Source organism: Leptolyngbya sp. FACHB-60, assembly GCF_014695775.1.
Lineage (GTDB): Bacteria > Cyanobacteriota > Cyanobacteriia > Phormidesmidales > Phormidesmidaceae > Nodosilinea.
The window spans coordinates 1-25,558 of record NZ_JACJOX010000012.1 but is presented as its reverse complement, the minus strand read 5'-3'; the positions used below and the strand labels follow the sequence as shown (position 1 = coordinate 25,558).

Below are 25,558 nucleotides of genomic sequence, written 5' to 3'. Positions count from 1 at the left end.
AGAATAGCCCCAGAAATTTATCTGGAGCGATCGCCACCCGCTATCCTAGCCAGCCGGATCTAGCCCCGGTTTTTGATCGTCATCACCTGCACAATCTGCTGGGCGAGGGAGCTGGGAATCTCCAAAATTCGGTACAGGTCTTCTAAAAACGCCTGCTCCTGGGGGGTAACGGTGCGGTCAGACAGCACCAGATCGGTGGCGAGAGCAAAGGCCGTCTCCCGCAGATCTTGGGGCAAAACGGCTTTGGCCTGGTCAACCATCACCACTGGCCCCTCAGTCTTAAGGCGCGTCAGCAACAGATCAAACAGGTGGTGCACGGCGTCTTTGGAGTAGCTGCTAAACAACGCCATACGCGATAGCAGCATTGTCATATCCTGACCCTCCTGATCGGCCAGGTAGCCGTCGGCGGCGATCGCCACTAGCGCAATGCTGGCCAGCGCCTCTGCGGTGCCCATGGATGACTCGGTCATAGCAATTTTTCCTAGTATCCTTGGCACAAGGCCCTACGTGCCCCTATTTTTGCCCTAAAGCCGACGCGGCGCAATCCCGTTGTGAGGAGTCTTTACCTGAGAGGTGTCTTGACGATTGCCCCCTTATCTTCTTTGTGGCATCCGCCAAAATACGTAACTTTGTGATCAAACTCACCATTGGCCGTGATAAATCCGCTAGGTTTTCGGGAACCTTCCAGGGATACTGAAATTGACTCAACTTTAGCCGAGTCATCTACAGGGAACACACAACTACCGACAAGCCCGCAAGGGACTGTCGGTTTTTTTTGCCCCCTACTTGCCCGACGCCCGTTGGTAAAACCGCTGCATCTCCTCAAACCAGAGCTGTCGCGACTCATCCCAGGTATAGAACATGTGCCCTCCCTGAAAATGCTGCAGGGTGAGGTTTGGCTGTAGATCTGGGTTGAGATTCATCAAATCTCTCAGGTGCTCTGACGAGAAGTAGGGCGTCACCAGGTCGTAGATGCCGTGGGTAATGTAGACCTGGAGGTAGGGGTTGAGGGCCATGCCCACTCGTAGGTCATCTACCGAGCCCACAAAGCCCTGGCGGTATTCACTCTCGGGCAAAAACTCCCAGGCTTTAAACACCTCAAAGCTGAGCAGGTTGTAGGTCAAGGTGGTGTTCACCCCCAAGGTCGAGCGCAGGTGGCTGTTGATGGCCCCGGTAAACATGCGATCGATGCCCTCTAGGGTGGGGTCGGTGCCCTCATGCATCAGGCGATCGGGAAAGGGGTCGATCGCAGTGACTGAGCCATCGTAGAGACCCAAAATGCGCTGCTGGTGGCGCAGCAGCTCGCGGGCAAACACCACAATGTCGATGCGGCCCCGGTGGCGCAGCACCACCTCTGGCGGCAGGCCAATCAGATGAGCCAGCTGGCCAAAGACTCGCTGCTGGTCTTCGCCAGAGGCGGTGCTGCCCAGGGCCAACAGCGGAATCAGGGACTTGCGGGCAAAGTCGGCGGCCTTGGCCCCGTGGGTCATAGGGCTGTCGGTGGTGTCGACTTGCCCGTGATGGACTGCCGTAGCCGCCATAGACGGAATCACCGTAGCCCAGCCGCTGAGGCTGTAGTCGTTGCCCTCCAGCAGCATAAACTCCATCACTGGTGAAATTAGAACAGCCCCGCACAGGCCAACCCCATAGTCTTGCTGAAGCTTGCGGCAGAGCTTGGCCACTCGAAAGCCGCCATAGCTTTCCCCGGAGATGAATACCGGCGACAGCCAGCGGTGATGAGCTGAGAGATAGCCCTGAATAAATTCGCCCAGGGCGTTGAGATCGCGATCGACCGTCCAGAATTTTTTGGCCTTTTCGTCGAGTTTGTCCTCACCCTTGTCGGCGGGCTTCTCATCAGGTTTCTCAGCTTTGGCATCGTCTGGGGGCAAAACCCGGCTAAAGCCCGTGCCCACCGGGTCAATAAAGACTAAGTCAGTGAAGCTCAGCCAGCTTTCACCGTTGTCGGCCACCTCTACCGGCGGGCGCGGCAGGCTACCGTCGGAGTTAAACACCACCCGTCGCGGACCTAAGGCTCCCACATGCAGATAGGCCGATGCTGCCCCTGGCCCACCGTTAAACACAAAGGTAATGGGCCGCTGGGCTGGGTTTTGGTCAGCAATGGTATAGGCCACGTGAAACAGCTCGGCCACGGGCTTGTCATGTTCGTAGAGGGTTTGCCACTGGGCTGAGGCAGTGTAGGCCTGGTTCCCCAGCATGTGCTCGGTGGTGTTGCCCTGACGTTGGGTGTGATCTGGCATGGAGAAGGGGGGTTGAAGACTCTACCTGTTATAACGCGGTCGGTCGCCTTCCGATTACGCGCATCCCCACTGGCTCAGGAGCAGACACATGGCCCGCTAACGATTAGATTGGGTTAAGCCAAATTTGCCTAAGGAGTTTCCCCGCGATGAGATGGCTCCTGCTCGACATCGCCAGCGCCTTTAACAACGTCTACAGCGGCTGGATTTTATGGAACCTGTTTTTAGCGTTTGTTCCACTGTTGCTGAGCTTTGGTCTCTTTCGCCGCCAAGTCACACCAAAAGCATGGTGGTGGGCAGCCGGAATATTGGTGGGTGCCTTTGGGGTGGTGGGGCTGCTGCCCCGCATTCCTCGCGTTGTGCGAGGTCTGTCTAACCTGGTCCAGGCTAGCGGCGCAGCTACTCTGTTGTGGCTGCTGGTTGTTATTGCCTTGGCCGCTGCCCTCACCATCAGAATTTTTAAGAAGCAGCAGACCCCCCAGGGTTGGCTCTGGTGGGTAGGACTGGTGGTGTTCTTCGCCTTTTTGCCCAACGCTCCCTATGTGCTGACCGATATCATTCACCTAATTCGCGGCACCAGTTCGGGAGAAATTCCGGTCTGGGTAGTAGCCCTGGTCTTTATTCCCCTGCACGCGGCGGCCATTTTGCTGGGGTTTGAGGCCTACGTGATCTCCATTCTCAACCTGGCTAGTTATCTCAAGCGGTACGGTGCCAAGGCGTTGATTTTACCCATTGAACTCACCATCCATGCCCTATGTGCCGTGGGCATTTACCTAGGGCGATTTCTGCGACTTAATAGTTGGGATATCGTCACCGCCCCCACCAGCGTGCTGGCCGACACCCTGGATGTGCTGACCTCAAAACGTCCGGCGGCGGTTGTTTTTGTTACCTTTGTCATTTTGGCCAGCCTCTACTGGGTGCTAAAGCAGATCACCCTGGGGCTAAAATTGCGCATTCGCTACGCCCGCCAGGGTATTGACGTGCTCGATTAAGCCTTATCAACCTAAACCGGATGCTCCAGTACCGACATTGCAGGTAGAAGCGGGTACATTAGCCCTGACGTTCCTTCTGCCAACCATGTCTTTTAAGGCCAGCGTACGGCACTTTCAAACCCTGGTCGCATCCTTTCACCCAGTCATAGTAATCGACACGGTAGAAGAAGAACGGGTACAGGGGCTGATTAGCGCCGCCTGCATTGACATGCAGATGGCCGTATTCGAGTGGAGCGTTGCCCAGGGGCTAATGCGATTCGCACAGCGATCCCTTCGGGAATCGCCCGACAGCCCCGACAACCGCTGGCAAAATGAGTATGCCCCCCCCGGCGCTAAGCGCGGCCAAGCCCTGCCCAAAACCACTGCCCCCCTCGACATGCTGCGCCACATTCAAGAGATGAGCTTCAAGGCCATCTTTTGGCTCAAAGACTTTGCCGAGCATCTACAAGACCCAGTGGTTGCCCGTCAGTTTCGAGAAGTATCTGAGCAGTTTTCTCACAACAGCTCAACCTTAGTTCTCAGCGGCAGTGGCCATGCTCTACCGCCAACCATTGCGCAGAACGCCGTCTATTTAGATATCAAACTACCCGGCCCCGAAGAGCTCTATAAAGCTATTTCTGAAACGGTCAAAACCCTCAAAGGACAGGTCACCATCGACCTGAGTCCCGATGATGTGCGCGCCCTAGTGTCAGCCCTCCAGGGAATGACCCTGCACCAAGCCCGAAAAGTCGTGTCTTACGCGGTTCGGCATGACAGCAGACTCGACGCCAGCGATGTGAGGTGGGTACTCGAACGCAAGGCCCAAGTCATTCACGAAGAGGGGCTGCTCGACTATTTCCCGCCCGAAACCAATCTGGCCGAGCTGGGTGGGTTTGAGGGGCTCAAGCGCTGGCTGGCCTACGCCAAAGTGGGCTCCACGCCCCAGGCTCGTCAATACAACCTGCCCGCTCCCAAAGGCATTTTGATTGTAGGCATTCAGGGCTGCGGTAAGTCACTGGCCGCCAAAACCATCGCCCGCCAGTGGAATCTCCCTCTGCTCAAGCTCGACGCGGGCCGCCTCTACGACAAGTACATCGGCGAGTCCGACAAAAACTTCCGCCGCGCCGTCACCCTGGCTGAAACCATGGCCCCCTGCATTCTGTGGATTGACGAGATCGAAAAGAGCATGGGTCAAACCAGCAGCGAAGCCGATGGCGGGCTTAGCCGTCGCCTATTTGGCTACTTCCTCACCTGGCTACAAGAAAAATCCCAGGAAATTTTTGTCGTAGCCACCGCCAATGACCTTTCAGCCATTCCGCCAGAGCTGCTGCGCAAAGGCCGCTTTGACGAAATCTTCTTTGTCGATCTGCCCGAAGCCGACGAGCGCCACGTCATCCTGCACATTCACCTGGGGCGACGGCAGCAGGGCACCGACAACTTTGATCTCAGCGAATTAGTCATTGCCACCGAGGGCTTCAGCGGAGCCGAAATTGAGCAGGCCATCATCACCGCCCACTACCGCGCTCTCTACGAAAATCGCCCCGCCGATACCACCCTACTGCTCGAAGAGATCAAACGCACGGTGCCCCTTTCTATTACCCGCCGAGAAGATATTCAGCAGCTGCGGACAATGGCCCGAGAGCGGTTTGTATCCGCCCGCTAGCCCCGACAAGAACTTAGACTAGCTGCATAGGGTTGAAAAGTGCGATCGCCACTCTTTCAACCCCTAATTTCTTTCACCCATAGATAGATTGAACACAGCTAGATGTTTAGGAGAGCCAAGCAAAATAACGCAGAGAAAGAGACACCTAAATGGGCGTCTCAATCCCCATATTCTCTAGTGGTAAATCAGCTCTTTTTCTGAATGGTTTGCCCCAATGTAATCGAGGGCCATTTGAATAGACTGACAGTCAACCCTGAAAGGCTCTTGAAAGGAAGGCCGAACAGCAGTAGGCGGTAGGTTACAGAAGTCAACATCCCTCAGGGACTCTGGGGTAATCTGGCCCCGAACACCGCACCACTGGCCGTTAATGCCGGCAACCTGGCGGCGGTGCGCCCACCGACTGGCCCAATTGGGAGGATAAAGCTCAACGACCTTAACACCACTGCTAGGCAAACCAGGGTTTTGCAGCCCTGAACGATTAAAAACTAAATGGCTGAGGGCAGCACCATGAACGGCCACAACCACCTTAACGTCCCGGGTGAGCGACCATTTTTGGGCACAGGTTAAATCTTCGAAGTAGTAGGTTTTGAAGCCCTTAGCTTCGAGAAACTGAGCTACTTCGTCATGGTTCACCAGAGAGCGACTCCCTCGCCGAGGGATGAAAATTTTCTCAGCATCTAAAGACTCATCCCCAGAGAAACTAGAACTGTTAAATAAGGCCGCATGAACATTGTAAAATTTTGCATCTACCTCGACGAATGGTGCGTCATTAATGATAGGAAAAAATTTGGGCTCTTCTGAGGCCACATCAACTTGGGGCCGGCAGGCCGAAATAGAGACGACTTCACCATAGACGCTATCGTCAGTGTAAATCACTGGTATTCCTAAGGTATCAAAGACCTCTCGGGCCAGATTGGGAGCACGCTCTCGGAGAATTACATGAACAATTGCGTCGTAGCCCAAACGCTTAGTTAGCATTTGCTGTGCAAATAGGGCTAGGGCTGCGATGTTTTCAATAACGTGGGCAATATTGGTGTCTAGTTCTGGGCGACCATCAAGCAAAAACTTTTCTGGACAATCTACTATGTTGTCTCCCTTGATCCGTTTAGAGAGAGCTTTGTAGATTTTCCAACGAGTAGACCCGAGTTTTCTAGGCCCTGTGCACCTAGATTCAACCTCTATTTTCACGTGCAGAGGTTGCAAATATTCTGCGGGCATAAATATTCTTTCAATTGCCGGACGTAGCGTATCTCCTAGAGCTGTGGGGTAAGAAAAAATCATTGAGTCGGGGATTTTTGTCGCAGGTAAAATTTCAACGAATGACAATCCCATAGTTGGTGTATCTCTTTCCTCTGATAGGTGAAGACAGGCTTGGCCTGAGTGGATAAAATCTATGCCATCTATAAAAAATTGGCATGATTGATTCTACGATTGTTAAAAGCTGATACTTTAAAGCTTTGATGAAGCAGTTCGTAATTTTGGTTAGAATTCATCGTCTCTAGACTCAAAATTCTGAGCCCATTAATAAATTACTATTAATTTACAGGCAAAAATTTCAGCGCCACTTCGATAGTCGCCGTGAGAATTAACCCCTTCGCTGGTTGCCCCAGAAGCAACCTTGGCTCAACAAGAGGCAGAGCTGTCTGGTCTACTATTTTGCCTTTCCCTTAGCCCTTGGTCAATACATCGGCAGCTACTCTGCCGGATGACACAAACCAGGAAGTAATTATCAATCGTTAAATTGTTGACACAGAAAGACAAAACGCCGTTGAGCTGGTGATCGTAATTCAACTTTTATCGGCAGTTCACTCCGCTTTGGCCCTTGTAAACCTTAGTTATATGATTCTTTTACTGTTAAGAGCTGTTCTTTAGAGAAGCATCAGCACCAAGGTTGCCCAATTTGGCAAAGGGAGCGCCGTAGGCTATAGGTGCTCATTAGGGTTGGGCGACCGACTGCTTCTATCTCTTGGGGGTTATACCCCCATTCGCGATGGCCACCTTGACAAGTGTTTATAAATGTTAAATTGATAAAGCGTTTTCACTAAGCCCCCAGATATGCCCAAATCGGACGCTTCCGCCAAGAAGACCGCTGCCTCTAGCAAAAGCCGAGCGTCCACCAATGGCAATCAGCACACCGGCCTCGCCCACCACCACGCCGCCCTTGACGACAACGTCATTCGCATTCGCGGAGCCCGCCAGCACAACCTGAAGAATTTAGATCTGGAGATTCCCCGCAACAAGCTGATTGTGTTTACGGGGGTATCTGGCTCGGGCAAGTCATCCCTGGCCTTTGACACCATTTTTGCCGAAGGGCAACGCCGCTACGTCGAGTCGCTCAGCGCCTATGCTCGCCAGTTTTTGGGTCAGGTTGATAAGCCTGATGTCGATGCCATTGAGGGGCTGAGCCCGGCCATTTCCATTGACCAAAAATCGACCTCCCACAACCCGCGATCGACCGTGGGCACGGTTACCGAAATCTATGACTACCTGCGCCTGCTCTACGGGCGGGCGGGCGATCCTCACTGTCCCCACTGCGATCGCAGCATCTCTCCGCAATCTATCGACCAGATGATCGATCGGGTCATGGCCCTGCCCGATCGCACTCGCTTCCAAATTCTCGCCCCCGTAGTGCGGGGCAAAAAAGGCACCCACAAGAAGCTGCTCTCTAGCCTGGCCTCCGAGGGGTTTGTGCGGGTGCGGGTCAACGGCGAACTGCGCGAGCTGACCGACAACATTGAACTCGACAAAAACTATAGCCACAACATTGAGGTGGTGGTCGATCGCCTGGTGAAGAAGGAGGACCTGCAAGATCGCCTGGCCGATTCGTTGCGCACCTGCCTGAAGCGATCGGAGGGGATCGCGGTGATCGACATTCTGGCAGAGAAGCCTCAAGAGGCTGCTAACCCGGAGCCGGGCAGCAATGTCGTGTCTCTGACCGATCGCCTACCCCAGGCAGCCGAGGCCGAAGGTAGCTACGGGCAGCCCAAGGAGCTGGTATTTTCCGAAAACTTTGCCTGCCCCGAGCACGGCGCGGTGATGGAGGAACTGTCGCCTCGGTTATTCTCGTTTAACTCGCCTTATGGGGCCTGCCCCCACTGCCATGGGTTGGGCAGCCTGCGGACGTTCTCGGCGGAGCTGGTGGTGCCGGATCCGACCCTGCCGGTCTACGCGGCGATCGCGCCCTGGTCGGAGAAAGACAACACCTACTATTTCTCGCTGCTCTACAGTGTTGGCCAGGCCTTTGGCTTTGAGATCCAGAGCCGGTGGGATCAGCTCACCCCCGAGCAGCAACACATCGTGCTCCACGGCAGCGACGAGAAAATCTACATCGAGTCAGACTCTCGCTACCGCGATCGCAAGGGCTATCAGCGGCAGTATGAGGGGGTGCTGCCCATTCTCGACCGGCAGTATAAAGACGCCACCTCTGAGCTGCACAAGCAAAAGCTCGAAAAATACCTGATTGACCAACCCTGCGAGGTCTGCCACGGCACTCGGCTCAAGCCTGAGTCGAACGCGGTGCGCATTGGCCCCCACTCGATTAGCGACCTCACCAACGTCTCTATTCGCGAATGCCTCAGCCGCATTCGTAACCTGGTGGGCGAAGAGGGCGAGGCCCCCAAGCTCTCGGCCCGGCAGCTCCAGATTGGGGCGCTGGTGCTGCGCGAGATTCGTGCCCGCTTGCAATTCATGATGGATGTGGGCTTAGACTACCTGACCCTGCACCGCACCGCTATGACCCTGTCTGGGGGCGAGGCCCAACGCATTCGCCTGGCCACGCAGATTGGCTCGGGCCTGACCGGAGTGCTCTACGTGCTGGATGAGCCCAGCATTGGTCTGCACCAGCGCGACAACGATCGCCTGCTCAACACCCTGCACCGTCTGCGCGACTTGGGCAATACGCTCATTGTCGTTGAGCACGACGAAGACACGATTAGGGCCGCCGATTATTTAGTCGATATTGGCCCTGGGGCGGGGGTGCACGGTGGGGCGATCGTCGCCGAGGGCGATCTCAAAACCCTGATGACCGCGAAGGATTCTCTCACCGGGGCCTACCTGTCGGGGCGGATATCAATTCCCACGCCAACTGAGCGGCGGCCGGGAAATGGGCGATCGCTCATCCTCAAAAACGCCCGCCGCAACAACCTCAAAAACCTGGATGTCGAGCTACCCCTGGGGGCACTGGTGTGCATCACCGGCGTCTCTGGCTCGGGCAAATCGACCCTGGTGAACGAGCTGCTATACCCAGCCCTCCAGCACCACTTTGGCAGCAAAGTGCCCTTCCCCAAGCACATGGATAAGCTGGACGGGCTCAAGGCACTAGATAAGGTGATCGTCATCGACCAGTCGCCGATCGGGCGCACACCCCGCTCCAACCCCGCCACCTATACCGGCGTGTTCGACGTGATCCGCAACCTGTTCACCGAAACCATTGAGGCCAAGGCGCGGGGATACAAAGCCGGGCAGTTCTCCTTTAACGTCAAGGGCGGGCGCTGCGAAGCCTGTGGCGGTCAGGGGGTGAACGTAATTGAGATGAACTTTTTGCCCGACGTGTATGTGCAGTGCGAGGTCTGCAAGGGAGCGCGCTACAACCGCGACACCCTGCAAGTCACCTACAAGGGCAAGAACATCTCCGACGTGCTGAATATGACCGCCGAGGAGGCTTTGGGGTTCTTCGAGAATATTCCCCAGGCGGCGGCGCGGCTGCAAACCATGGTGGATGTGGGTCTGGGCTACATTCGCCTGGGGCAAACGGCCCCCACCCTCTCCGGTGGGGAGGCCCAGCGGATGAAGCTGGCCTCGGAGCTGGCCCGCCGCTCGACAGGCAAAACCTTGTATCTAATTGATGAGCCGACCACGGGCCTGTCGTTCTACGATGTGCACAAGCTGCTGGATGTGGTGCAGCGCCTGGTGGATAAGGGCAACTCGGTACTGATGATCGAGCACAATCTGGACGTAATTCGCTGCGCCGACTGGATTGTGGATCTGGGGCCAGAGGGGGGCGATCGCGGCGGCGAGCTGATTGCGGTCGGCACCCCCGAGGTGGTGGCTAAGGTGGCTGGTTCCTACACGGGCAACTACCTAGCCAAGGTGCTAGAGCAGCATCCCGCCGCGGATAAAGCGGCATCAGCTGGATAACGCACTCATCATGGCTCTTGGTGTACTCGAATTCGCCCTTTTTGGACAATCCACAGTTTTCCGACGATCTCTTCGCGTTCTAGACCGCCAATTAACGTTTTTATAGCATCCAGCAAATCCTTTGGCTCTGGACGTGATGGCAGCCTCAGCACAGCAATGCCACAGTAATGTGACGGTCTGAACTGGAGGGGGTTGCTGAAGTCTAGGTCGAGGGTTACCAAACAGCGCCCTTCCTGACGGCAGACCTCAATCAAGTTTTCGTCTGGCGTAGAGGTTAAGCCTTGCTCTACCACCGTCGCTGTATCGTGGCCCGCTTGTTTGAGCAAATCCAGACCGCGTTGGCCAAGGTTCTCGTCTAGCTTCAGCCTCACGCACTGGCCTCCAGGGGAATATCGATCCAGCGTTCTCGGCTCATTTCTGCGCCGTAGGCTAAGCAGGCATAAATGTCGGCTTCTTCTAAGCTCGGGTAGTCTTCTAGTAGCTCAGCTATGGTCATGCCGCTGGCCAAGAAGTCTAGAATCAGCGACACCCAGATGCGATGCCCTCGAATGCAAGGCTTGCCAAAACAAATATCGGGGTTAACGGTAATCCGGGAGAGGAGTTCTTCGCGGGTCATGGTCAGGAGCCTGGGTGGTTATTCCCAATTATCTTGTCTAGGTTCTGGATTTACCAGTACCAGTAGTGCCGAACTATCTAATGAGCAAGGGTGAGGGAAGTTAACCTTCTCTCACCCTTGCTGCTGGGCTAAATTTTAAGGAATGGTGGCTGAGCGGAGTCGTTCGTTTTGTATCTCCCAAAGGGAGAAAGCTACCGTTTTGGCGTTACGCCGCCAGCTTGGGTTTGCGGGTGGGGCGTTTGCGATCGCTCTTTCGCACACCCCCGGCCATTTCGTATTCGTTGCTATCTTTGCCGTATTTGGTGGCAACCCCCAGCAAAATGCGCTCTGAAAAGTCGCGGACAACTTGCTCAGCGTCTTGAACGGCGTTGGCAGCCTGGTCAAGCAGAGAGAGGGATTCGTTGTAGTCGCGGAGCTTCTGGCGCAGGTCTTCGATCGCGCGGGTGTAGGCGGTGGTGCTGATGCCGTTGCCCAGGTCAAGGTCTCTTTCAATTGACTGGACACCCGCGTTCCGTTGTTCGGCCAGGGTGAGGTATTTGGAGGTGCGTTTTTGGCGAGGCATGAGGTTAGATGACCCTGTGGAAATTACTCTTCGACTGTAGCGATCGCCGTAAGCCAGCGAGACTAGGGTTTTTGCGGATTTGGGTTGGATAGTCTGTGTTGTTTTGGCCCCAGTTGAGCGGGGTTGTGTAAAGGGAGTGACTTTTCGCCAGTAAGGCTGGCGGCAAGGGCGTTTTGATGGGTCGGTGGCAGTACAGAGGGTGTCACCCTTGAGGGCGATCGCTGCCGCTTGAGAGGAGGCTTTGGGTGTAGTGGTGCAGAGTAACGGGAGGCCAGTACAGAAAAACGAGAGGCTGGTGCAGAGGAACAAGGGGCCGTTGCAGCGTGACGAGAGGCTGGTACAAAGAAACACAGGACCGGTACAGAGTTTCGGGAGGCTGTTTCAGAGTAACGGCAGGCCGGTGCGAAGAAACAGGGGACCGTTACAGAGTAATGAAAGGCTGGTGCAAAGGAACCAGAGGCCGTTGCAAAGGAACCAGAGGCCGTTGCAAAGGAACAGTTAGAGGTTTGGGAGCACGCTGTTGCTTTTGTGGGACACGCCTCGACGAGCTAGCGTCAGGACGATGACCTTGCCCTTGGCAGTATGCCTCTACCGGAGGGTCTTAAGGACTTCGGGGGTAAAAGGGTTTTCGCCTTTCTCTAAGGCATTGATCCAACCCTGGAGCTGGGCTTTAGCTTCTTCGTCAACTGTCCATTCGGGGAAGGCTTGAAAGTCGGCAATGGCCCCCTGGGTATCGCCGGTCAGGGCACGGGCCAAGCCGCGACTGACACTGACAATGATGTCACCATTCTCTGAATTTAGAGTCATAGCCTTTTCGCAGGCAAACATGACGGCTTCTGCTTGGTTATAGGTGCTGCCAACCCAGCAAAGCTCGCTCCAGTCAAAGGCTGAGATACTCTCTTTCAAGTTCAGAGCATCAGCTTGGCGGTACGCTGCTACGGCTGCTGCCACGTTGCCGTCGTTAACGAGTTGCTTGCCCTTGGCCAAGTATCCCTGTACCGCTAATTTTTTGGCGTGGGTTTCGGGTTCAAACTCTAGGCTAGGATCTAGCGACTTAGCCGTGGCTAACTTAGCAGTTGCTTCAGAAATTTTTCCAGTTTGGGCGAGTTCTTTTGCTTCGTCAACTAGGGTCTGAGCCTGAGCGAGGTTTTGGGCTTTGGTCTTTGGGTCAATGTCAAGACTGCTATCCCAAGCGATCGCTTGTTGAAACAACTTTCTGGCCAATTTAACGTTGCCGTCACGGGCTAGTTTTTCACCCTGAGTCACTAGCATGGGTGCTGCCGCCATCCGTAACGAGGGGTCACGTTCTTGGCATATTGATAATTTTATTAGTAACTCTGGGGATTGCTTTGTAAAGTACGTGTCCAGCCAATTACAACCTTTAGCCGTTAAATCTGCTAGCTGAAAGTTCCATAACTTGACGCTCTGGTCCTCACTGGCGGTGGCAATGGTCTCCCCGTCGGGGCTAAAAGCTACACTCAAGACACCGGCGCTGTGGCCTTTGAGGGTTTGCAATTCCTCCCCCTGCCGACTCCATAACTTGACGCTCTGGTCAAGACTGGCGGTGGCGATGGTCTCCCCGTCCGGGCTAAAGGCCACACTCCAAACAGTATCGCTGTGGCCTTTGAGGGTTTGCAATTCCTCCCCCTGCCGACTCCATAACTTGACGCTCTGGTCAAGACTGGCGGTGGCGATGGTCTCCCCGTCCGGGCTAAAGGCCAATGCCCAAACAGTATCGCTGTGGCCTTTGAGGGTCTGCAACTCCTCCCCCTGCCGACTCCATAACTTGACGCTCTGGTCACCACTGGCGGTGGCAACGGTCTCCCCGTCCGGGCTAAAGGCCACACTCCAAACAGCATCGCTGTGGCCTTTGAGGGTCTGTAACTCCTCCCCCTGCCGACTCCATAACTTGACGCTCTGGTCAGCACTGGCGGTGGCGATAGTCTCCCCGTCCGGGCTAAAGACCACACTATGGACAATATCGCTGTGGCCTTTGAGGGTCTGTAACTCCTTCCCCTGCCGGTTCCATAACTTGACGCTCCGGTCCTCACTGGCGGTGGCAACGGTCTCCCCGTCCGGGCTAAAGGCCACACTCCAAACAGCATCGCTGTGGCCTTTGAGGGTCTGTAACTCCTCCCCCTGCCGACTCAACAACTTGACGCTCTGGTCAGCACTGGCGGTGGCGATGGTCTCCCCGTCCGGGCTAAAGGCCACACTACTGACCCAACTGCTGTGGCCTTTGAGGGTTTGCAACTCCTTCCCCTGCCGGTTCCATAACTTGACGCTCTGGTCACCACTGGCGGTGGCAATGGTCTCCCCGTCCGGGCTAAAGGCCACACTCAAGACACCGGCGCTGTGGCCTTTGAGGGTTTGCAACTCCTTCCCCTGCCGGTTCCATAACTTGACGCTCTGGTCACCACTGGCGGTGGCGATGGTCTCCCCGTCCGGGCTAAAGGCCACACTCAAGACACCGGCGCTGTGGCCTTTGAGGGTTTGCAATTCCTTCCCCTGCCGGTTCCATAACTTGACGCTCTGGTCACCACTGGCGGTGGCAATGGTCTCCCCGTCCGGGCTAAAGACCACACTATTGACACCAGCACTGTGGCCAATTAAGCGTTCGCGCTCTTTAACCCCATACATTACTTTTCGAATAGACGATATAGCTCGAAAGCGGTTATGAGGCTCCAAATGGGTTGCCCTATTATCTTGCAAGGCTTGCCTTGTTAGCATGGCCTGGGTTACGGCAGCTTCTTCAAACCCTGCTTCTAGGTAGTTTTCCATGGCTAAGCTGTCGGCTAACGTTTGAGCATTAATTCCCGTCAGCGCCTTCTGCTGCTGTACCAAGGCAAAGGCTCCAATTCCAGTTGATATGGCAGCTAGGGAACATAACCCTATTGCCGCTAGACGAGTTTGCCTGAGTTTTTGCCGCTCTGCCTCGATCCGCTTACGCTGTTCTTCAAACCGTTGCTGCTCTGCCACCATCCGCATCTGCCGCTCTTGGGCCAACTGAGCCATCAACGGCTGCTGCGACGAGCGCAAAAACGCCGCCAGGTAGTCGTGCACCAGTTGATAGCGGTCGTCGGGGGCGTTGGGCACCCGCACCACCAGACCCGATTGGGTCAGAACTTGCAGCACCAACCCAAAGGCTTTGGCATCCAGCTCGGTGTGGTTAGTAAAGGTATGCAGGTCATTCAGCAGCTCAGTCTGCGTTTTCAAGGGGCGGGTGCCTCTTTCATCGGTCAACAGATACAGCACCAGATTCGCCAACTGCTGCTGAGCCACCGGGCCACAGTCTCGCACTACATCATTCAGGTACTGCTGCACCAGGGCCGCTTTAATGCTGACTCCGGGATGGGGCCAGCCCTGGTAGTCCGCCAGAGTCGCAATCCCCTCGGCTTGCAGCTGAGACCCCACAATTTGCAGCTCAATCGGACGCACTTCTCCTGCCTCTGCCGCCAGGTCGGTCACCACCCGCTCCACCAGGTCAGGAGTTGGGGCATAGGGCGTGGGCTGAGTCAGGTCGTCAATCACCCCCCTGGCATCTTCGGGGCTAAAGTTGCCCAGGTAATAGATCCACTTCTTATCGAGAATGTTGTTGTCAATAATCGCCAGGTCCGTCAGGCGGTTGCACTCCAGCAGGTAGTGGGTATAGTCTTCGCGCAGCGACAGCACCACCTTAATAAACGGCATCGCCAAACAGTCGCCCAAAAACCTATAAAAGCGCAGACGCTCCACTGGCTGCTCACAGGCAAAAAAGAACTCCTCAAACTGGTCAAAAATAAGGACGATGACCCGATTAACCTGAGTCTGCTGACGCAATAGATCCAACAACCGGGTCTCTAAGTCAGCGGCCTTCTCTCCCGCAGAGTTGGCTAGAGCAGCTGGCCTTGGCATAGCGCCCATAACTTCTTCGATCCAGTTGCCATAGCTCCGCAGCCGCACCGGCACCACCTGCCGCCCCCCAAACCGCTGCTGCTCTAGCGTGGGCACCAGCCCCGCCTCAATCAGCGAGCTTTTGCCCACCCCCGATGGCCCATAGACGACAGTAAGCACAAATTCATCCTGCTCCAGCCGGGTGACCAACCGGCTCACATCCTGCCTGCGGCCCGAGGCCATAATCAAATCGGGGCCGTGGTCGCCCGTGGGCAGCGCCGGGTTAGTAATCTGCTGCTTAGGCTGTAGCCGCCCCGCCCCCACAAACGCGCGAAAGTTAAACCGACTCTCGATCGCCTCTTTCTCTCGCCGCGTCTCAAACGCTTGCAGGTAGTGGCCCTGCTCAAAATAGCCCCGGCGCAGATACTCCAGCGTTTGGCTATAGAGCTGCGGGTCATACTCCGGCTGGGTAATGGTTGGCACCTGCTCCAGCGTCTGCACCGCCGCATCCACCTGCCCCTGCCCCATCTGGGCCTTGCCCAACGAAAACACATACCAACTGCGATGAAAGCTATTCACCCAGGCGTAGAAATCGCGATCTTCCGCCGAGGTTTCGGCATGGCTGTCGGCAAACGGCTGAATCAACGCCAGGGCGGCTTCGGCGTGGCGCTGAGCGGCCCCATAGTTCTCATGGGCCAGGTCAACTTCTGCCAAAAACCCCTCGGTCCGAGCCTGACGAATTGGGTTTCCCTGGGCCTGATGCAGCAACCGTGCCTTGGCAGCAACGGTCTCCAGAGCGTCCCACGATTCCAGGCGGTGCAGGGCTTCGGCCCAGTAGTTGATGTAGCGAGCCGCTAGCTCTGGCCGCTGGGCCTCTTCAAAGGTTTGTACGCCCTGCTCAAAATAGCGGCACGCCTGCTGGCAGGCTGGTTCAAACTCGCGGCGGTGGCGCACCGAGTAGTTGAGCCACCACAGGCCCAGATAAAACTGCACGTGTCCTACGTTCTCTTGCCATTGGGCGACTGTGGCAACGCTAGGGTTTTGGTCAATCAAGGCTTGCCACTGGGCCAGGCTGCGATCGTAGTGCTCGCGGGCGGCGGGGGTGTTGTGGTCGGCAATGCGACCCTGCACAAAGGCCAACCCCGCCAACTGCTCTGGGGTAAGGGCAATACCCTGCGCCGTCAACACCTCCAGGCTGGCCTCTAGCTCACGGCAGCGGGCCGAGCCGGGGGTAAGGCCCAGCTCTTGGTTGCTGAGAAAGCGGTTTTCCCGCGATTCCACCACCTGCCGTCCCACGTCGGCAATCAGCTGATCTAAAAAGGCGAGAAAAAACTCGGGCGGCGTGGCAAAGGTCACCGAGTTGGCCCAGGTGTAAAAATCTGGAGCCGTGCGAATCAGCTGCTTGAGGCCGTCATCAGTGAGCCAGAGCACCAGCGGAAACGGAAACTGACGAAACTCCTCTCGAATTTGGTTGGTAGCGACTAGGAGCTGCCGCTGGTCTTGCACCCCGTCTAGCCCATAGACCATCAGAGCCTCGGGGAACGGGCTACCAATCTGGCTGCGAATGGTGGTGAAGAGAGTTGTGGTGCTCGGGTCGAGGGTGATCTCGGCAAACGAAACGCTGCACTGCTGTCGCAGCTGCTGCACCAAACCCTGCCGCTGCTGGGTTGAGTTGCACACCGCCAAAACCAGCTCAAACTCACCCTGCGAAAAACGCAGCAGACGACAAAGCTCCTCCAGCACTTGCTGGTTGTGGCGATCGATCTCAGAGGGTGAAACGTCAGGCATCGGGCGTGAGTTCCTTAGCGGTCAGTAGCGCAGGGTTGAGGTCAAACCAGGTTTGGCCCGCATCCCGATATTCAAACACAAACAAACTGCGCAGCAGGGCCTGATATTCACCCTCGCCCCGCACCGCCTTAGTGCGATGCACCTCCCGCAGCAGGCCCCACTCTTCAACTTCGATCGCCTTAGTCAGATCGCTCAGTCGCAGGCTAATCACCTGACCGAGCAGCGCCTGGGTGAGGGGTGGGTCAGCCTTCTTGAGGCAATCGTTGACTAACACCAGCAAATTCCGCACGTGGCCACCGCTGGCCAAACACAGGCGATCGAGGGTTTCAGTCGAGTCAAAAATTTGCCCCAGCTGATCCAGGCGTTGGTCGGCAGGCACCTCCGGAAAGGCGCGGGCCAAAATCATCTGGCGCAGAGCCTCTAGCCCCGCTTCGCAGGCACTGCCGTCGCGGTTTTGGGTGCGCACCATGGGCAACACCTGGGGGCTAGCCCCAAACCGATTGGTCAGGTTCTCTTTTTCGTTAGAGAACGACAGCACCAAAGGGATGGTGTAAATCACATGGCAGCGCAACTGCTTGAGCTGGTCGCCCCGGTCGACAAATAGGTACTCGGGCTGGCGGCGGTCTTGCACGCGGGGCTTGTTATCAATGCGATCGAGGTTGTCCACAATCACCACCAGGCCAGCCTTGCCCTGGTCGAGCAGCTGCCGGTTGGCCGCGTCAATTAGCTCGCCATTGATGATATCGAGAATAGTCTTGATGCGCGGCTCTAGGTGCTGGCGCAGGAGGGCGCGCACGTCTTTGCTATCTTTGGCCTTGGTGGTAATTTCGCCAATGCCCAGCGACAGCGAATAGGTGCCATCTGCAGCACTGATGCCTAAGTCGCCACCGACCTTGATACCGCCAATTTCAGGCCCTTTAACCTTTAGCCCTGTGACCTCAGAGTTGAGCAGATCGGCGGTGCTCTTAATCAGCTGTTGAAAACGACTGGGGGTCAAACGCAGCTTGGCATCCTCTAGGCTTTTGCTGACCTGTTTGGCGATCGCCAGCAAAATATCGCTGATGTCCACATCCCCCATGTCTAAATCGTCGGTCGACTCAAAGTAGACCACATGGTAGCCCGCTGCCTCTAGATCGCCCTGTAGACGAGAAAGCTCAGTCGACTTGCCACAGCCAATGTGGCCCGTAAACAACTGACAGGTGGGCTCTTCTCCCGATAGGGTAATGGTGCGCTTCAGCTCTTTCACCAGATCGCTGCCCCGCACCGCCGAGAAGTCGATGTAGTACTGTTTGTCGGCGGGCGAGGTGAGGTTTAGAGTTTTGCTGGGGTTACAGGCCCGAAAAAACCGCCCTGCATCAAATGCCATAGGTTTGCCAATGCCCCGTTGATACACGCTAACTGCCCAAACTATGGCGTATTTTCTAAAAATAGCGATGGAAGTCGCTGAAAATTTAACGGATGCGGGGAAAACAGCTTTTTTTGGTAGCGTAAACCACTAAAAAAGGCAGGGGCGATCGCCCCTGCCTTTTTGGCTTGTTTAGAAGGTCTAAAGGAAAATTGCGTTCTTCCTAAAAGCCGGCGTCCGATTCGGTCCAGGTAGCGCAGGGTTCAACGCTGCAGCTTGCCATCACCAGCTCAATTAAGAAGTTGCCCTCGTAGGGAGCAACCACCCCAGGAACAGCATCAACCAGCGTGTCGGAAGCCACCAGTTCACCCGACTGAGCATCGTAGAGAAACATGTCGAGATCGCTACAGTCATCGTCGCAGCTGGCGAACACCGCCTCATCGGCCAGCAGGTAACCTTCGTAGGTAATGGTTTCGCCAGTGCTGAGCCAGTCTGCGCGAGACTGGGCCTGGGCAATCGTTGCTGTAGTGGCAATCGCGATCGCTCCCAGGGCCACCGTTGCTGTCATCTTCACTCCAAACTTAGCCATGATTTAGTGCTCCAAGGTTAGTAAAAATGAGGCCAACGCCCGGCCTATGACCAGCGATTGACCTTACCCCCTAGACTGCCTCTAGGGGTATCTAATACCACACCAAGTTTTGCCAGCTCTACGGAGACTTTAACGAATGTTAAGGAATCTGCACTAGCGCCCAGTCGCGCACCTGCCCCAGGCGCACCGTCTCGGCGGGTAACGCACCTAAGTCTGGGACGGCGACCCAGGCGTAGCTGCCTGGCGCTAGGGTCTGCCAGTTGTTGGTAGCGGTGCCGGGCTGGGGCGTGTAGAAAGTCAGCAGTACCGCATCTTCGTCACCCAAGCCGATGCTGTTGACAATGGCGTGTACAGGGTTTTGAGCCACAATCTCTTGGAGGGGGGACGTGCTCAGCGCCAGTTTGACATCGGGGTTGTAGTTGCCCCACAGGCCCGTAGCGTAGAGCAGGGCGATCGCCCCCCACGGCCCCAGCAACCATCCCCCCTGCCACAGGGCGGCGGTCTCAGCCCGCTGGTGTCGGGCGTAGCGCCAGGAAACAGCCAGCGGCACTAGCCACCCCATCCCCGCCGCGATCGCCACCAGGCCATAGCGCCATAGCCCCGCCACCGGAAACCGCTGGGGTTGCAGCAGGGCCACGCCCCCTGCGATGACGAGCACAGCACCAATGATGGCTAGGAGAATGGTTAAACCTGCCACTAGGCGAGGACGCTGACGCGATCGGTAAAGCGCACCCAGGGTCGTCAGAGTCAGCGCCGCCAGCAGGGCGACGAAGGGCAGTAGCTGGAGCGGGTAGTACCAGGTGCGGGTTTTAAACAGGGTCAGCAGGGTAAACAGCACCAGCGGATACCCCAGCCACAGCGTTTTGCGTGGGTAGGGCGACTGCCACCCCAGCCACACCCCCGGCACTGCCAGCAACGGCCAGGGAAAGGCATTGAGGGGAATATTCCAAAAATAGTAAAGCGGGCCGACATTGTGAAAGTCTTCTTGGGCCAAGTTGGTCAGCAGACCAAAGGTGCGCTCAAGGGGCAGCGAGCCGTAGCGCTGCACACTAAGGGCTAGCCAGGCGATCGCAGGCACCATTCCCACTACCAAGCCCAGGTAGAGTCCTGGGTTCAGCAGGTGGCGGTGGCGGCGATGCTCCAGCACCAGGTACGGCCCCAGAGCCATCACCACCGGAATCACCATAATACTTTTAAGCATAAAGCCCAGGCCCACGGTGCTGCCTGCCAGCATTCCCCAGCCCCACCGGTGCTGGGGCTGCGCTTCCGCCTGAAGTAAGGCCCAGATGCCGAGCAGTTCCAGCGCGGTCAGCGGCACATCTTGAGTGGCCAGCCGCGAGGCCTGCATCCAGATCGGGGTGGCAGCAAGAATTGCCGCGCCCCACAAGGCAATCGACGGCGTCAAACACCGCAGGCCGATCGCGTAAGTCAGCATAACGGCTCCCCAGCTGGCGATCGCCCCCGGCAGCCGCGCCGACCATTCACTCACCCCAAATAGCTGGTAGGAGGCCGCGATCAGCCACTGAATGCCCATCATGCGATCGTGCACTGGGGCACCCCACCACTGCTGGGTGACCCAGTCGCCAGTTTCCACAATCCACCGAGCCTGCTGGGCATACCAGCCCTCGTCGTGGGGCATCAGGCTTTGCAGCGGGCTACGCAATAGCAGCAACAGGCCCACCCACAGACTTAGCACCAGGTAGGGCGCAAGGGAAGATTTGCCAAGGCTAAACCGCCGGGGGGTCAGGCTGGAGGACAAGGGCATGGAGAATTTCGACCTAGGGCTCAGTCAATTTCACCACCCTACTATAGACGGAGGCGCTGAGAGAGCCAGGTGCTGCCGGTAGCCAGCCGCTTCCTCGCGGGAATGACCGCCTATGATGGTGCCTAGGCCCAAGCTTAAGGGAGAGGCAAGCGAAAGAATGGCCCTGGAAAGCATCGATCGACACAACCAAGAAATTCTCAAAAATGCCGACGCCTGGTACCAGAAGCCGGCTCTGCGAGCCATCTACAAAACTTTTCACCAAGCCATCGCCAACTATCTAGCCCCGATGCCCCAGCCCATCGTTGAGCTGGGTTCTGGAGTTGCCGATATTCAGCGGGTGATCCCCGGCTGTATTCGCACCGATATTTTCCCTAACCCCTGGATTGATCAAGTTGAGAATGCCTACGCCCTCTCCTTTGCCTCCGGCAGCCTGTCAAACCTGGTGCTCTTTGATGTGTTTCACCACCTGCGCTACCCTGGCACTGCCCTTCAGGAGTTCGATCGCGTGCTGGCCCCTGGTGGCCGGGTGATTTTGTTTGAGCCCTGCGTCAGCCTGCTGGGCTTGCTGGTCTACGGTGCCCTCCACCCCGAACCCCTGGCCCTCAACCAGCCCATTCAGTGGCACGCGCCCCCCGCGTGGGACCCGAGCCAAATTGATTACTATGCCGCCCAGGGCAACGCCAGCCGCCTTTTTCTCAAAGCCAACATTCCCCACGATTTAAGCGGATTTCGAGTTGTTACCACCCAGCGCTACGCCGCCATCTCCTACGTCGCCTCCGGTGGTTACTCGAAACCCCAACTTTATCCCACCGCCTGGCTGCCGCTGATGACGGCGATCGATCGCCTCTGCGAGCACTTTCCCAAAATCTTCGCCACCCGCCTGCTCGTGGTTTTGGAGAAAGTCACCTAATCCACCCACTCACTCGCCCACTCATCCACCCACCTACTCATCCACTCCCCCTACGCCCGCACAATAAACGGATTATCAATCCTCGACGCCCGCAGCTGTAGCACCAGCGCTTGATACACCGCTGCACAGACATCGGCGCGACTGGCCACTCGGTTGGGGTTGAGCTGGGCAATGTCGGGCACGTTGACCACCAGACCGAGTTGCGTAGCCTTGGCGATCGCATTCACCGCATAGTCGGGAATAGTGGCGCGATCGCGGTAGCGCTCCAGCAGTCGCAGGTTGCCGGGCTGATTGGGCAGTAGGGCCAGCCCCGAAATCAGCGACACCCACACTTGGGCGCGCAGCAGCGAATTTTCTGGCCCAAAGGTCTGATCGGGAAACCCAGAGAGAAACCCACCCCGATAGGCAGTTTGAATGGCACCGGCCGCCCAGTGGCCGGAGGGCACGTCTCGAAACAGCTGGGCCGGCCGGCGGGGAGCCGGGGCAAAAGCGCGGCTCATCAGCGCAGCGAACTGGGCCCGGCTCATGGGCTGGGCGGGGTTGAAGCGGCCGGCCTGATCCCCCTGCACCAGGCCGAGGTTTAACAGGCCCTGGATAAAGTCCAGCGCCCAGTGGGTTTGAATATCGGGAAATGATCCTTGAGCCATGGCAGCGGGGGGGATAGCGACGGTAGTTAACGGTGGAGCCTTGCTCTGGGCCACCAGCCCCTGGTAGATCAGCACGGCGACCTCGGCGCGGGTCATGGTTTCCAGGGGTCGCAACAGCTCGGGGTCAGGGTGGTTGATCACCAAGCCAGCCCGAGTGGCACTGGCCAGAGCATCGATCGCATAGCTGGGAATTTGGGCGCGATCGCGGTACACCCCCAAACCGCTAGCCGGGGCTGGGAGCAGCTTTAGCCCTGTGGCCACTGCTACTATTGCTTGTACTCGCACCATGCCCTGATTAGGGCGAAAAGTCTGGTCGGGGTAGCCGCCCAAAAAGCCCTTGCGCTGAGCTTGGTCGATGGCGTTGGCAGCCCAGTGGGTCGGCGGCACGTCCACAAAGGTCACCGCTCCCCGCACCGGGTCGAAGTTGCTGTAGCTGGCGGCTACCAAAGCCGCAAACTGGCCCCGATTGATGGTTTCTTGGGGGCGATAGGTGCCGTTGCCGTAGCCTTTCACTAAGCCGCGATCGGCCAGAGCCTCAATATAGGGGGTGGCCCAGTGGCTCCCCAGGTCGGCAAAGCGGCTGGGCACCGGGACGACTGGAGCCGGGGACTTATCCGACGGCGTGGGAGGCGTAGGTGCGGGGGGCGCAGGGGAAACAGTGGGGCGATCGAGCAGCACCGGGGGCACGGCAGCGGGGTCAGGCCATTGGCTTGCCACCAGATTCACCGTCCCCACCAGCCCCGTGGGGATCACGTCGTTACCTACCAGCGTCAGCCCCGGTTGGGTGTCGTTGCGCAGATCGCTCTGGCGGTTGTAGCGCAGAATGTTGCCTGCTGGGTCGTCGGGCTGGCCCAGGTCGGGGCGGCCGGTGTCTTGCACCACCAGGCCAGCAGTTTGGTTTTGCACCAGCCGATTTTGCCGCAGCACCGGGCTGGCGGCTCCGGCGATCTGCACCCCCACCTGGCTGTTTGAGCATTGGCAGCCACGAATTAAAGGGGCGGCGTTTTGGCCGAGATAAATGCCGGTGCCGCAGCGCTCTACGGTGCAGTCTTGCACCTCGCCCCGGGCCTGGTCGACAAAGCTGAGGCCGCGATCGCCGCAATCAGTTACCCCCGTTTTGGCCACCAGGGGGCGGCTAGCCCCTGCCACCTGAAGCCCTACCTTGCACTGGCTGAGGCGGCAGGCTCGCACCAGGGGCGCGTCCGCGTCAATCAAAATGCCGATGCCTTGAGGGTTTTGCACCGTCACTCCCCGCAGCTGGCTTTGGCCTTGAAGAATTAACCCCACCGAGGTTGCCCCTGGCCCTGGCCCGCCGCCTGCGATCGCAATTCCCTGGCCTTGGTTCGATTCTTGCCCCGCAATCATCACGCCGTCGGGCAGGGTGATGGGGAAGCGTTCGCCCGTGGCAGCGCTGTAGGTTCCAGGGGCGAGTTTAATCAGCGTGTTGCTCTGGGCCGCACCGAGGGCGATCGTCAGGGTTTTATAGGGCAGATGGGGGCGGCCCGAGGGTTCATCGATCCCGCGATTGGGATCCACATCAAGGGTTTTAGTAATGGTATCCAACGGGGAGATCTCCTAACAGCAGCAGGAAATACGGCGGTTGGCCCAGAATGTCGCTATGCCAGAATACCGTTATGATTAAGCCAGTTAAAAGGATAGGGCGAAAGTTGTGATTGCGGTTGCCGTTAGCCTAAATCTAGTCGTTGCGCTGTTTTGCTTCTATGTGGCCTGGCGGGTATGGCAGTTGAGCAAAAGCTTAGGGGCCGTGGCCGACGCGCTGACGAATTGGGAGCGCAACACCCACAAGACGCTCAATCCCGTTGTTATTCCTCCCGCTATTTTGCGCGGCCAGGCAGGCACAGTCTACCTCCGGCAGCGCTATAGTCTACTCCAGCTCCAGCTTCAACGCCTGCAACAGCTTATGGCCATGGTGGGTCTGCTGCCCCAGGCCAGCCGTTGGCTAGGAATGAGCCGCCGACTCAGCCCTAGGGCCAACGTGGCTTCTGCTAAAAGGCGGTAGGATTGCCTTAGCCCTAGCCGGTTCAGGGATTAGGCAGAGGTCGGGGTAACGGTCTGGCAACCACAGGATAAAGACACTATGAGCGAGAAACAGTCAGGGGGGTTTGTTGGCGGAGTATTGCTAGGAGCCGCCATAGGCGCAGTGGCAGGGCTGCTGGTGGCCCCGCGCACCGGGCGCGAAACCCGACGCATTCTTAAAAAATCTGCCGATGCCCTGCCTGAGCTGGTCGAAGACTTGGCCACCAGCGTCAATCTCCAGGCCGATCGCCTGTCGGAAACTGCCCTAGTCAACTGGGATCACACCCTGACTCGGCTGCGGGCGGCGATCGTCGCTGGGCAAGAAGCCAGCCGCCAGGAGTATGAGCAGCTTCGCCAATCCGCACCCGTGGTCAGCAACGGGTCTACCCAGGAGTAGGAGCACCCATTTTGGCCGACCCGCTGTTTTGGCTAGCTCTATCGTTTTTGCTGGTTGTCATCAGTCTGACGGCAGTGCTGATGGTGGCTATACCGGCCATGCGCGAGCTGGGTCGCGCCGCCCGCAGCGCCGAAAAATTCTTTGATACCTTGGGTCGCGAGCTGCCCCCTACCCTAGAGGCCATTCGTCTCACCGGGTTAGAAATTGTGGAGCTCACTGACGATGTCACCGAGGGCGTGCAGAGTGCTGGGCAGGTGGTGCAGCAGGTTAACCAGAGTATTTCCACCGCCCAGACTGGAGCCAAGCGCCTAAACACCGGCACCAAAACTTTTATGGCCGGAGCCCGCGCCGCTTGGCAGGCCTGGACAAAAGATCCATCGCCTCAGCCCCCGCCCCGCCGCCCCGCCAAATTAGCCCAGACACCCCAACCCGTTATTCAGCCTGGCGATCGCGCCCCCATCCCCACCCCAGACCGCCGACCGCCGGAGCTTGAGGACAGCCTAATTGAGGACGGCCGCCAGGAACACCAGAGCGATGGCGGGGCCTCCCCGGAGGGGAATCGCCCCCTTCCCGGCGTTGATGCCCCGCTTCCCCAGCTCGAAGAGACCACCCTTCACGCGCTCCCTGAGACTGGGCTAGAGACCGCCCCCGCCGTCGACTCCCCCGAGCTATTGCCCAGTCGGTCGCCCCAGCAAACCCAACGTCGCCCCAGCGCTGAGTGATACTAAGGGCTGCCAAACTAGTACTTAACCAAGCTGACTGTAACAGCTCCAACAGCTTAGGGTTCAGGGTTTAAGGTGTCGGGTTCAAGGCAGGTCCTAAACCCGACACCTTAAACCCTGAACCCCATTAACCTGTCACCTTTGGCTTGGTAGGCTACTAGGGCTTCTAATATAAAGTCCGCTTGGAGGAGCATAATTAGAGGGATTGCAATTAGGACTGTGCAATGCCCAAGCAAGTACAAGTTGTGGATTATCTGGCCGTAGATGAGCTAGCGCGTCGGT

General features: G+C 57.4%; 18 protein-coding genes. 7 read left to right on the top strand and 11 right to left on the bottom strand.

Translation table 11 applies throughout. From position 1 onward, the window contains the following. Nucleotides 1–59: 59 nt before the first annotated feature. Together H6F57_RS03355 and H6F57_RS03350 are read right to left on the bottom strand one after the other, a co-directional pair. Nucleotides 60–470 (bottom strand): tellurite resistance TerB family protein, encoded by a 411-nt coding sequence (locus H6F57_RS03355; RefSeq protein ID WP_190624679.1) that lies wholly within the window; start codon nucleotides 468–470, stop codon nucleotides 60–62. Between the two features lie 312 nt (nucleotides 471–782). Next, nucleotides 783–2,258 carry a peptidase S10 gene (locus H6F57_RS03350; protein WP_190624678.1) on the bottom strand — a complete coding sequence of 492 codons (1,476 nt, stop codon included), beginning with the start codon at nucleotides 2,256–2,258 and terminating at the stop codon, nucleotides 783–785. Between the two features lie 146 nt (nucleotides 2,259–2,404). Here H6F57_RS03350 and H6F57_RS03345 point away from each other — a divergent pair, with 146 nt between their 5' ends. Together H6F57_RS03345 and H6F57_RS03340 are read left to right on the top strand one after the other, a co-directional pair. Beyond that, on the top strand, nucleotides 2,405–3,247 hold the full coding sequence (locus H6F57_RS03345; RefSeq protein WP_190624677.1) for a DUF1361 domain-containing protein: 843 nt from the start codon (nucleotides 2,405–2,407) through the stop codon (nucleotides 3,245–3,247). 85 nt (nucleotides 3,248–3,332) lie between these two features. Beyond that, complete coding sequence (locus H6F57_RS03340) at nucleotides 3,333–4,889, top strand: AAA family ATPase (RefSeq protein WP_190624676.1); 1,557 nt, start codon at nucleotides 3,333–3,335, stop codon at nucleotides 4,887–4,889. A 174-nt stretch (nucleotides 4,890–5,063) separates the two neighbouring features. Here H6F57_RS03340 and H6F57_RS03335 read toward each other — a convergent pair whose 3' ends face one another. After that, a complete protein-coding gene (locus H6F57_RS03335) occupies nucleotides 5,064–5,951 on the bottom strand; it encodes a glycosyltransferase family 61 protein (protein WP_190624675.1) in 888 nt (295 codons plus the stop codon). Between the two features lie 993 nt (nucleotides 5,952–6,944). Here H6F57_RS03335 and uvrA point away from each other — a divergent pair. Further along, on the top strand, nucleotides 6,945–10,025 hold the full coding sequence (uvrA, locus tag H6F57_RS03330) for an excinuclease ABC subunit UvrA (RefSeq protein ID WP_190624674.1): 3,081 nt from the start codon (nucleotides 6,945–6,947) through the stop codon (nucleotides 10,023–10,025). A gap of 8 nt (nucleotides 10,026–10,033) precedes the next feature. Here the strand turns inward: uvrA and H6F57_RS03325 are convergent, their stop codons facing one another. The 7 genes from H6F57_RS03325 to H6F57_RS03295 form a co-directional block, all read right to left on the bottom strand. Continuing rightward, a complete protein-coding gene (locus H6F57_RS03325; RefSeq protein WP_190624673.1) occupies nucleotides 10,034–10,396 on the bottom strand; it encodes a DUF5615 family PIN-like protein in 363 nt (120 codons plus the stop codon). Continuing rightward, nucleotides 10,393–10,641, bottom strand: a complete 249-nt coding sequence (locus H6F57_RS03320; protein ID WP_190624672.1) for a DUF433 domain-containing protein — start codon at nucleotides 10,639–10,641, stop codon at nucleotides 10,393–10,395. Before H6F57_RS03320 ends, H6F57_RS03325 begins: the two co-directional genes overlap by 4 nt. A 205-nt stretch (nucleotides 10,642–10,846) precedes the next feature. Beyond that, nucleotides 10,847–11,554 (bottom strand): hypothetical protein, encoded by a 708-nt coding sequence (locus H6F57_RS27110; protein WP_199292395.1) that lies wholly within the window; start codon nucleotides 11,552–11,554, stop codon nucleotides 10,847–10,849. 237 nt (nucleotides 11,555–11,791) lie between these two features. Then, on the bottom strand, nucleotides 11,792–16,864 hold the full coding sequence (locus tag H6F57_RS03310; RefSeq protein ID WP_190794976.1) for a hypothetical protein: 5,073 nt from the start codon (nucleotides 16,862–16,864) through the stop codon (nucleotides 11,792–11,794). Continuing rightward, nucleotides 16,857–18,230, bottom strand: coding sequence for an AAA family ATPase (locus H6F57_RS03305; RefSeq protein ID WP_190624670.1), 1,374 nt, complete (start codon nucleotides 18,228–18,230; stop codon nucleotides 16,857–16,859). The genes H6F57_RS03310 and H6F57_RS03305 overlap by 8 nt, the downstream gene beginning before the upstream one ends. 202 nt (nucleotides 18,231–18,432) lie before the next feature. Beyond that, nucleotides 18,433–18,798 (bottom strand): hypothetical protein, encoded by a 366-nt coding sequence (locus H6F57_RS03300; protein ID WP_190624669.1) that lies wholly within the window; start codon nucleotides 18,796–18,798, stop codon nucleotides 18,433–18,435. Nucleotides 18,799–18,937: 139 nt separating this feature from the next. Continuing rightward, the gene (locus H6F57_RS03295) at nucleotides 18,938–20,563 is read right to left on the bottom strand and encodes a glycosyltransferase family 39 protein (RefSeq protein WP_190624668.1); all 1,626 of its coding nucleotides are present in this window, start codon (nucleotides 20,561–20,563) and stop codon (nucleotides 18,938–18,940) included. A gap of 157 nt (nucleotides 20,564–20,720) precedes the next feature. Between H6F57_RS03295 and H6F57_RS03290 the strand changes: the two genes are divergently transcribed. Then, nucleotides 20,721–21,473 carry a methyltransferase domain-containing protein gene (locus H6F57_RS03290; RefSeq protein ID WP_190624667.1) on the top strand — a complete coding sequence of 251 codons (753 nt, stop codon included), beginning with the start codon at nucleotides 20,721–20,723 and terminating at the stop codon, nucleotides 21,471–21,473. A gap of 50 nt (nucleotides 21,474–21,523) precedes the next feature. Here H6F57_RS03290 and H6F57_RS03285 read toward each other — a convergent pair whose 3' ends face one another. Next, nucleotides 21,524–23,683 carry an S-layer homology domain-containing protein gene (locus H6F57_RS03285; protein WP_190624666.1) on the bottom strand — a complete coding sequence of 720 codons (2,160 nt, stop codon included), beginning with the start codon at nucleotides 23,681–23,683 and terminating at the stop codon, nucleotides 21,524–21,526. A gap of 106 nt (nucleotides 23,684–23,789) precedes the next feature. Here H6F57_RS03285 and H6F57_RS03280 point away from each other — a divergent pair, with 106 nt between their 5' ends. From H6F57_RS03280 to H6F57_RS27435, 3 genes are all read left to right on the top strand, one after another. Further along, nucleotides 23,790–24,140: a hypothetical protein gene (locus tag H6F57_RS03280; RefSeq protein WP_190624665.1), complete on the top strand. Its 351-nt coding sequence runs from the start codon at nucleotides 23,790–23,792 to the stop codon at nucleotides 24,138–24,140. Between the two features lie 78 nt (nucleotides 24,141–24,218). Beyond that, on the top strand, nucleotides 24,219–24,554 hold the full coding sequence (locus H6F57_RS03275) for a YtxH domain-containing protein (protein ID WP_190624664.1): 336 nt from the start codon (nucleotides 24,219–24,221) through the stop codon (nucleotides 24,552–24,554). An 11-nt stretch (nucleotides 24,555–24,565) separates the two neighbouring features. Beyond that, nucleotides 24,566–25,276 (top strand): DUF948 domain-containing protein, encoded by a 711-nt coding sequence (locus H6F57_RS27435; RefSeq protein WP_190624663.1) that lies wholly within the window; start codon nucleotides 24,566–24,568, stop codon nucleotides 25,274–25,276. Nucleotides 25,277–25,558: the final 282 nt, after the last annotated feature.

What these genes read in the sequence shown, in the direction of transcription:
- H6F57_RS03355 (WP_190624679.1), bottom strand. Translation starts at nt 470, where the DNA reads ATGACCGAGTCATCCATGGGCACCGCAGAGGCGCTGGCCAGCATTGCG.
- H6F57_RS03350 (WP_190624678.1), bottom strand. Translation starts at nt 2,258, where the DNA reads ATGCCAGATCACACCCAACGTCAGGGCAACACCACCGAGCACATGCTG.
- H6F57_RS03345 (WP_190624677.1), top strand. Translation starts at nt 2,405, where the DNA reads ATGAGATGGCTCCTGCTCGACATCGCCAGCGCCTTTAACAACGTCTAC.
- H6F57_RS03340 (WP_190624676.1), top strand. Translation starts at nt 3,333, where the DNA reads ATGTCTTTTAAGGCCAGCGTACGGCACTTTCAAACCCTGGTCGCATCC.
- uvrA (WP_190624674.1), top strand. Translation starts at nt 6,945, where the DNA reads ATGCCCAAATCGGACGCTTCCGCCAAGAAGACCGCTGCCTCTAGCAAA.
- H6F57_RS03320 (WP_190624672.1), bottom strand. Translation starts at nt 10,641, where the DNA reads ATGACCCGCGAAGAACTCCTCTCCCGGATTACCGTTAACCCCGATATT.
- H6F57_RS03310 (WP_190794976.1), bottom strand. Translation starts at nt 16,864, where the DNA reads ATGCCTGACGTTTCACCCTCTGAGATCGATCGCCACAACCAGCAAGTG.
- H6F57_RS03305 (WP_190624670.1), bottom strand. Translation starts at nt 18,230, where the DNA reads ATGGCATTTGATGCAGGGCGGTTTTTTCGGGCCTGTAACCCCAGCAAA.
- H6F57_RS03300 (WP_190624669.1), bottom strand. Translation starts at nt 18,798, where the DNA reads ATGGCTAAGTTTGGAGTGAAGATGACAGCAACGGTGGCCCTGGGAGCG.
- H6F57_RS03295 (WP_190624668.1), bottom strand. Translation starts at nt 20,563, where the DNA reads ATGCCCTTGTCCTCCAGCCTGACCCCCCGGCGGTTTAGCCTTGGCAAA.
- H6F57_RS03290 (WP_190624667.1), top strand. Translation starts at nt 20,721, where the DNA reads ATGGCCCTGGAAAGCATCGATCGACACAACCAAGAAATTCTCAAAAAT.
- H6F57_RS03275 (WP_190624664.1), top strand. Translation starts at nt 24,219, where the DNA reads ATGAGCGAGAAACAGTCAGGGGGGTTTGTTGGCGGAGTATTGCTAGGA.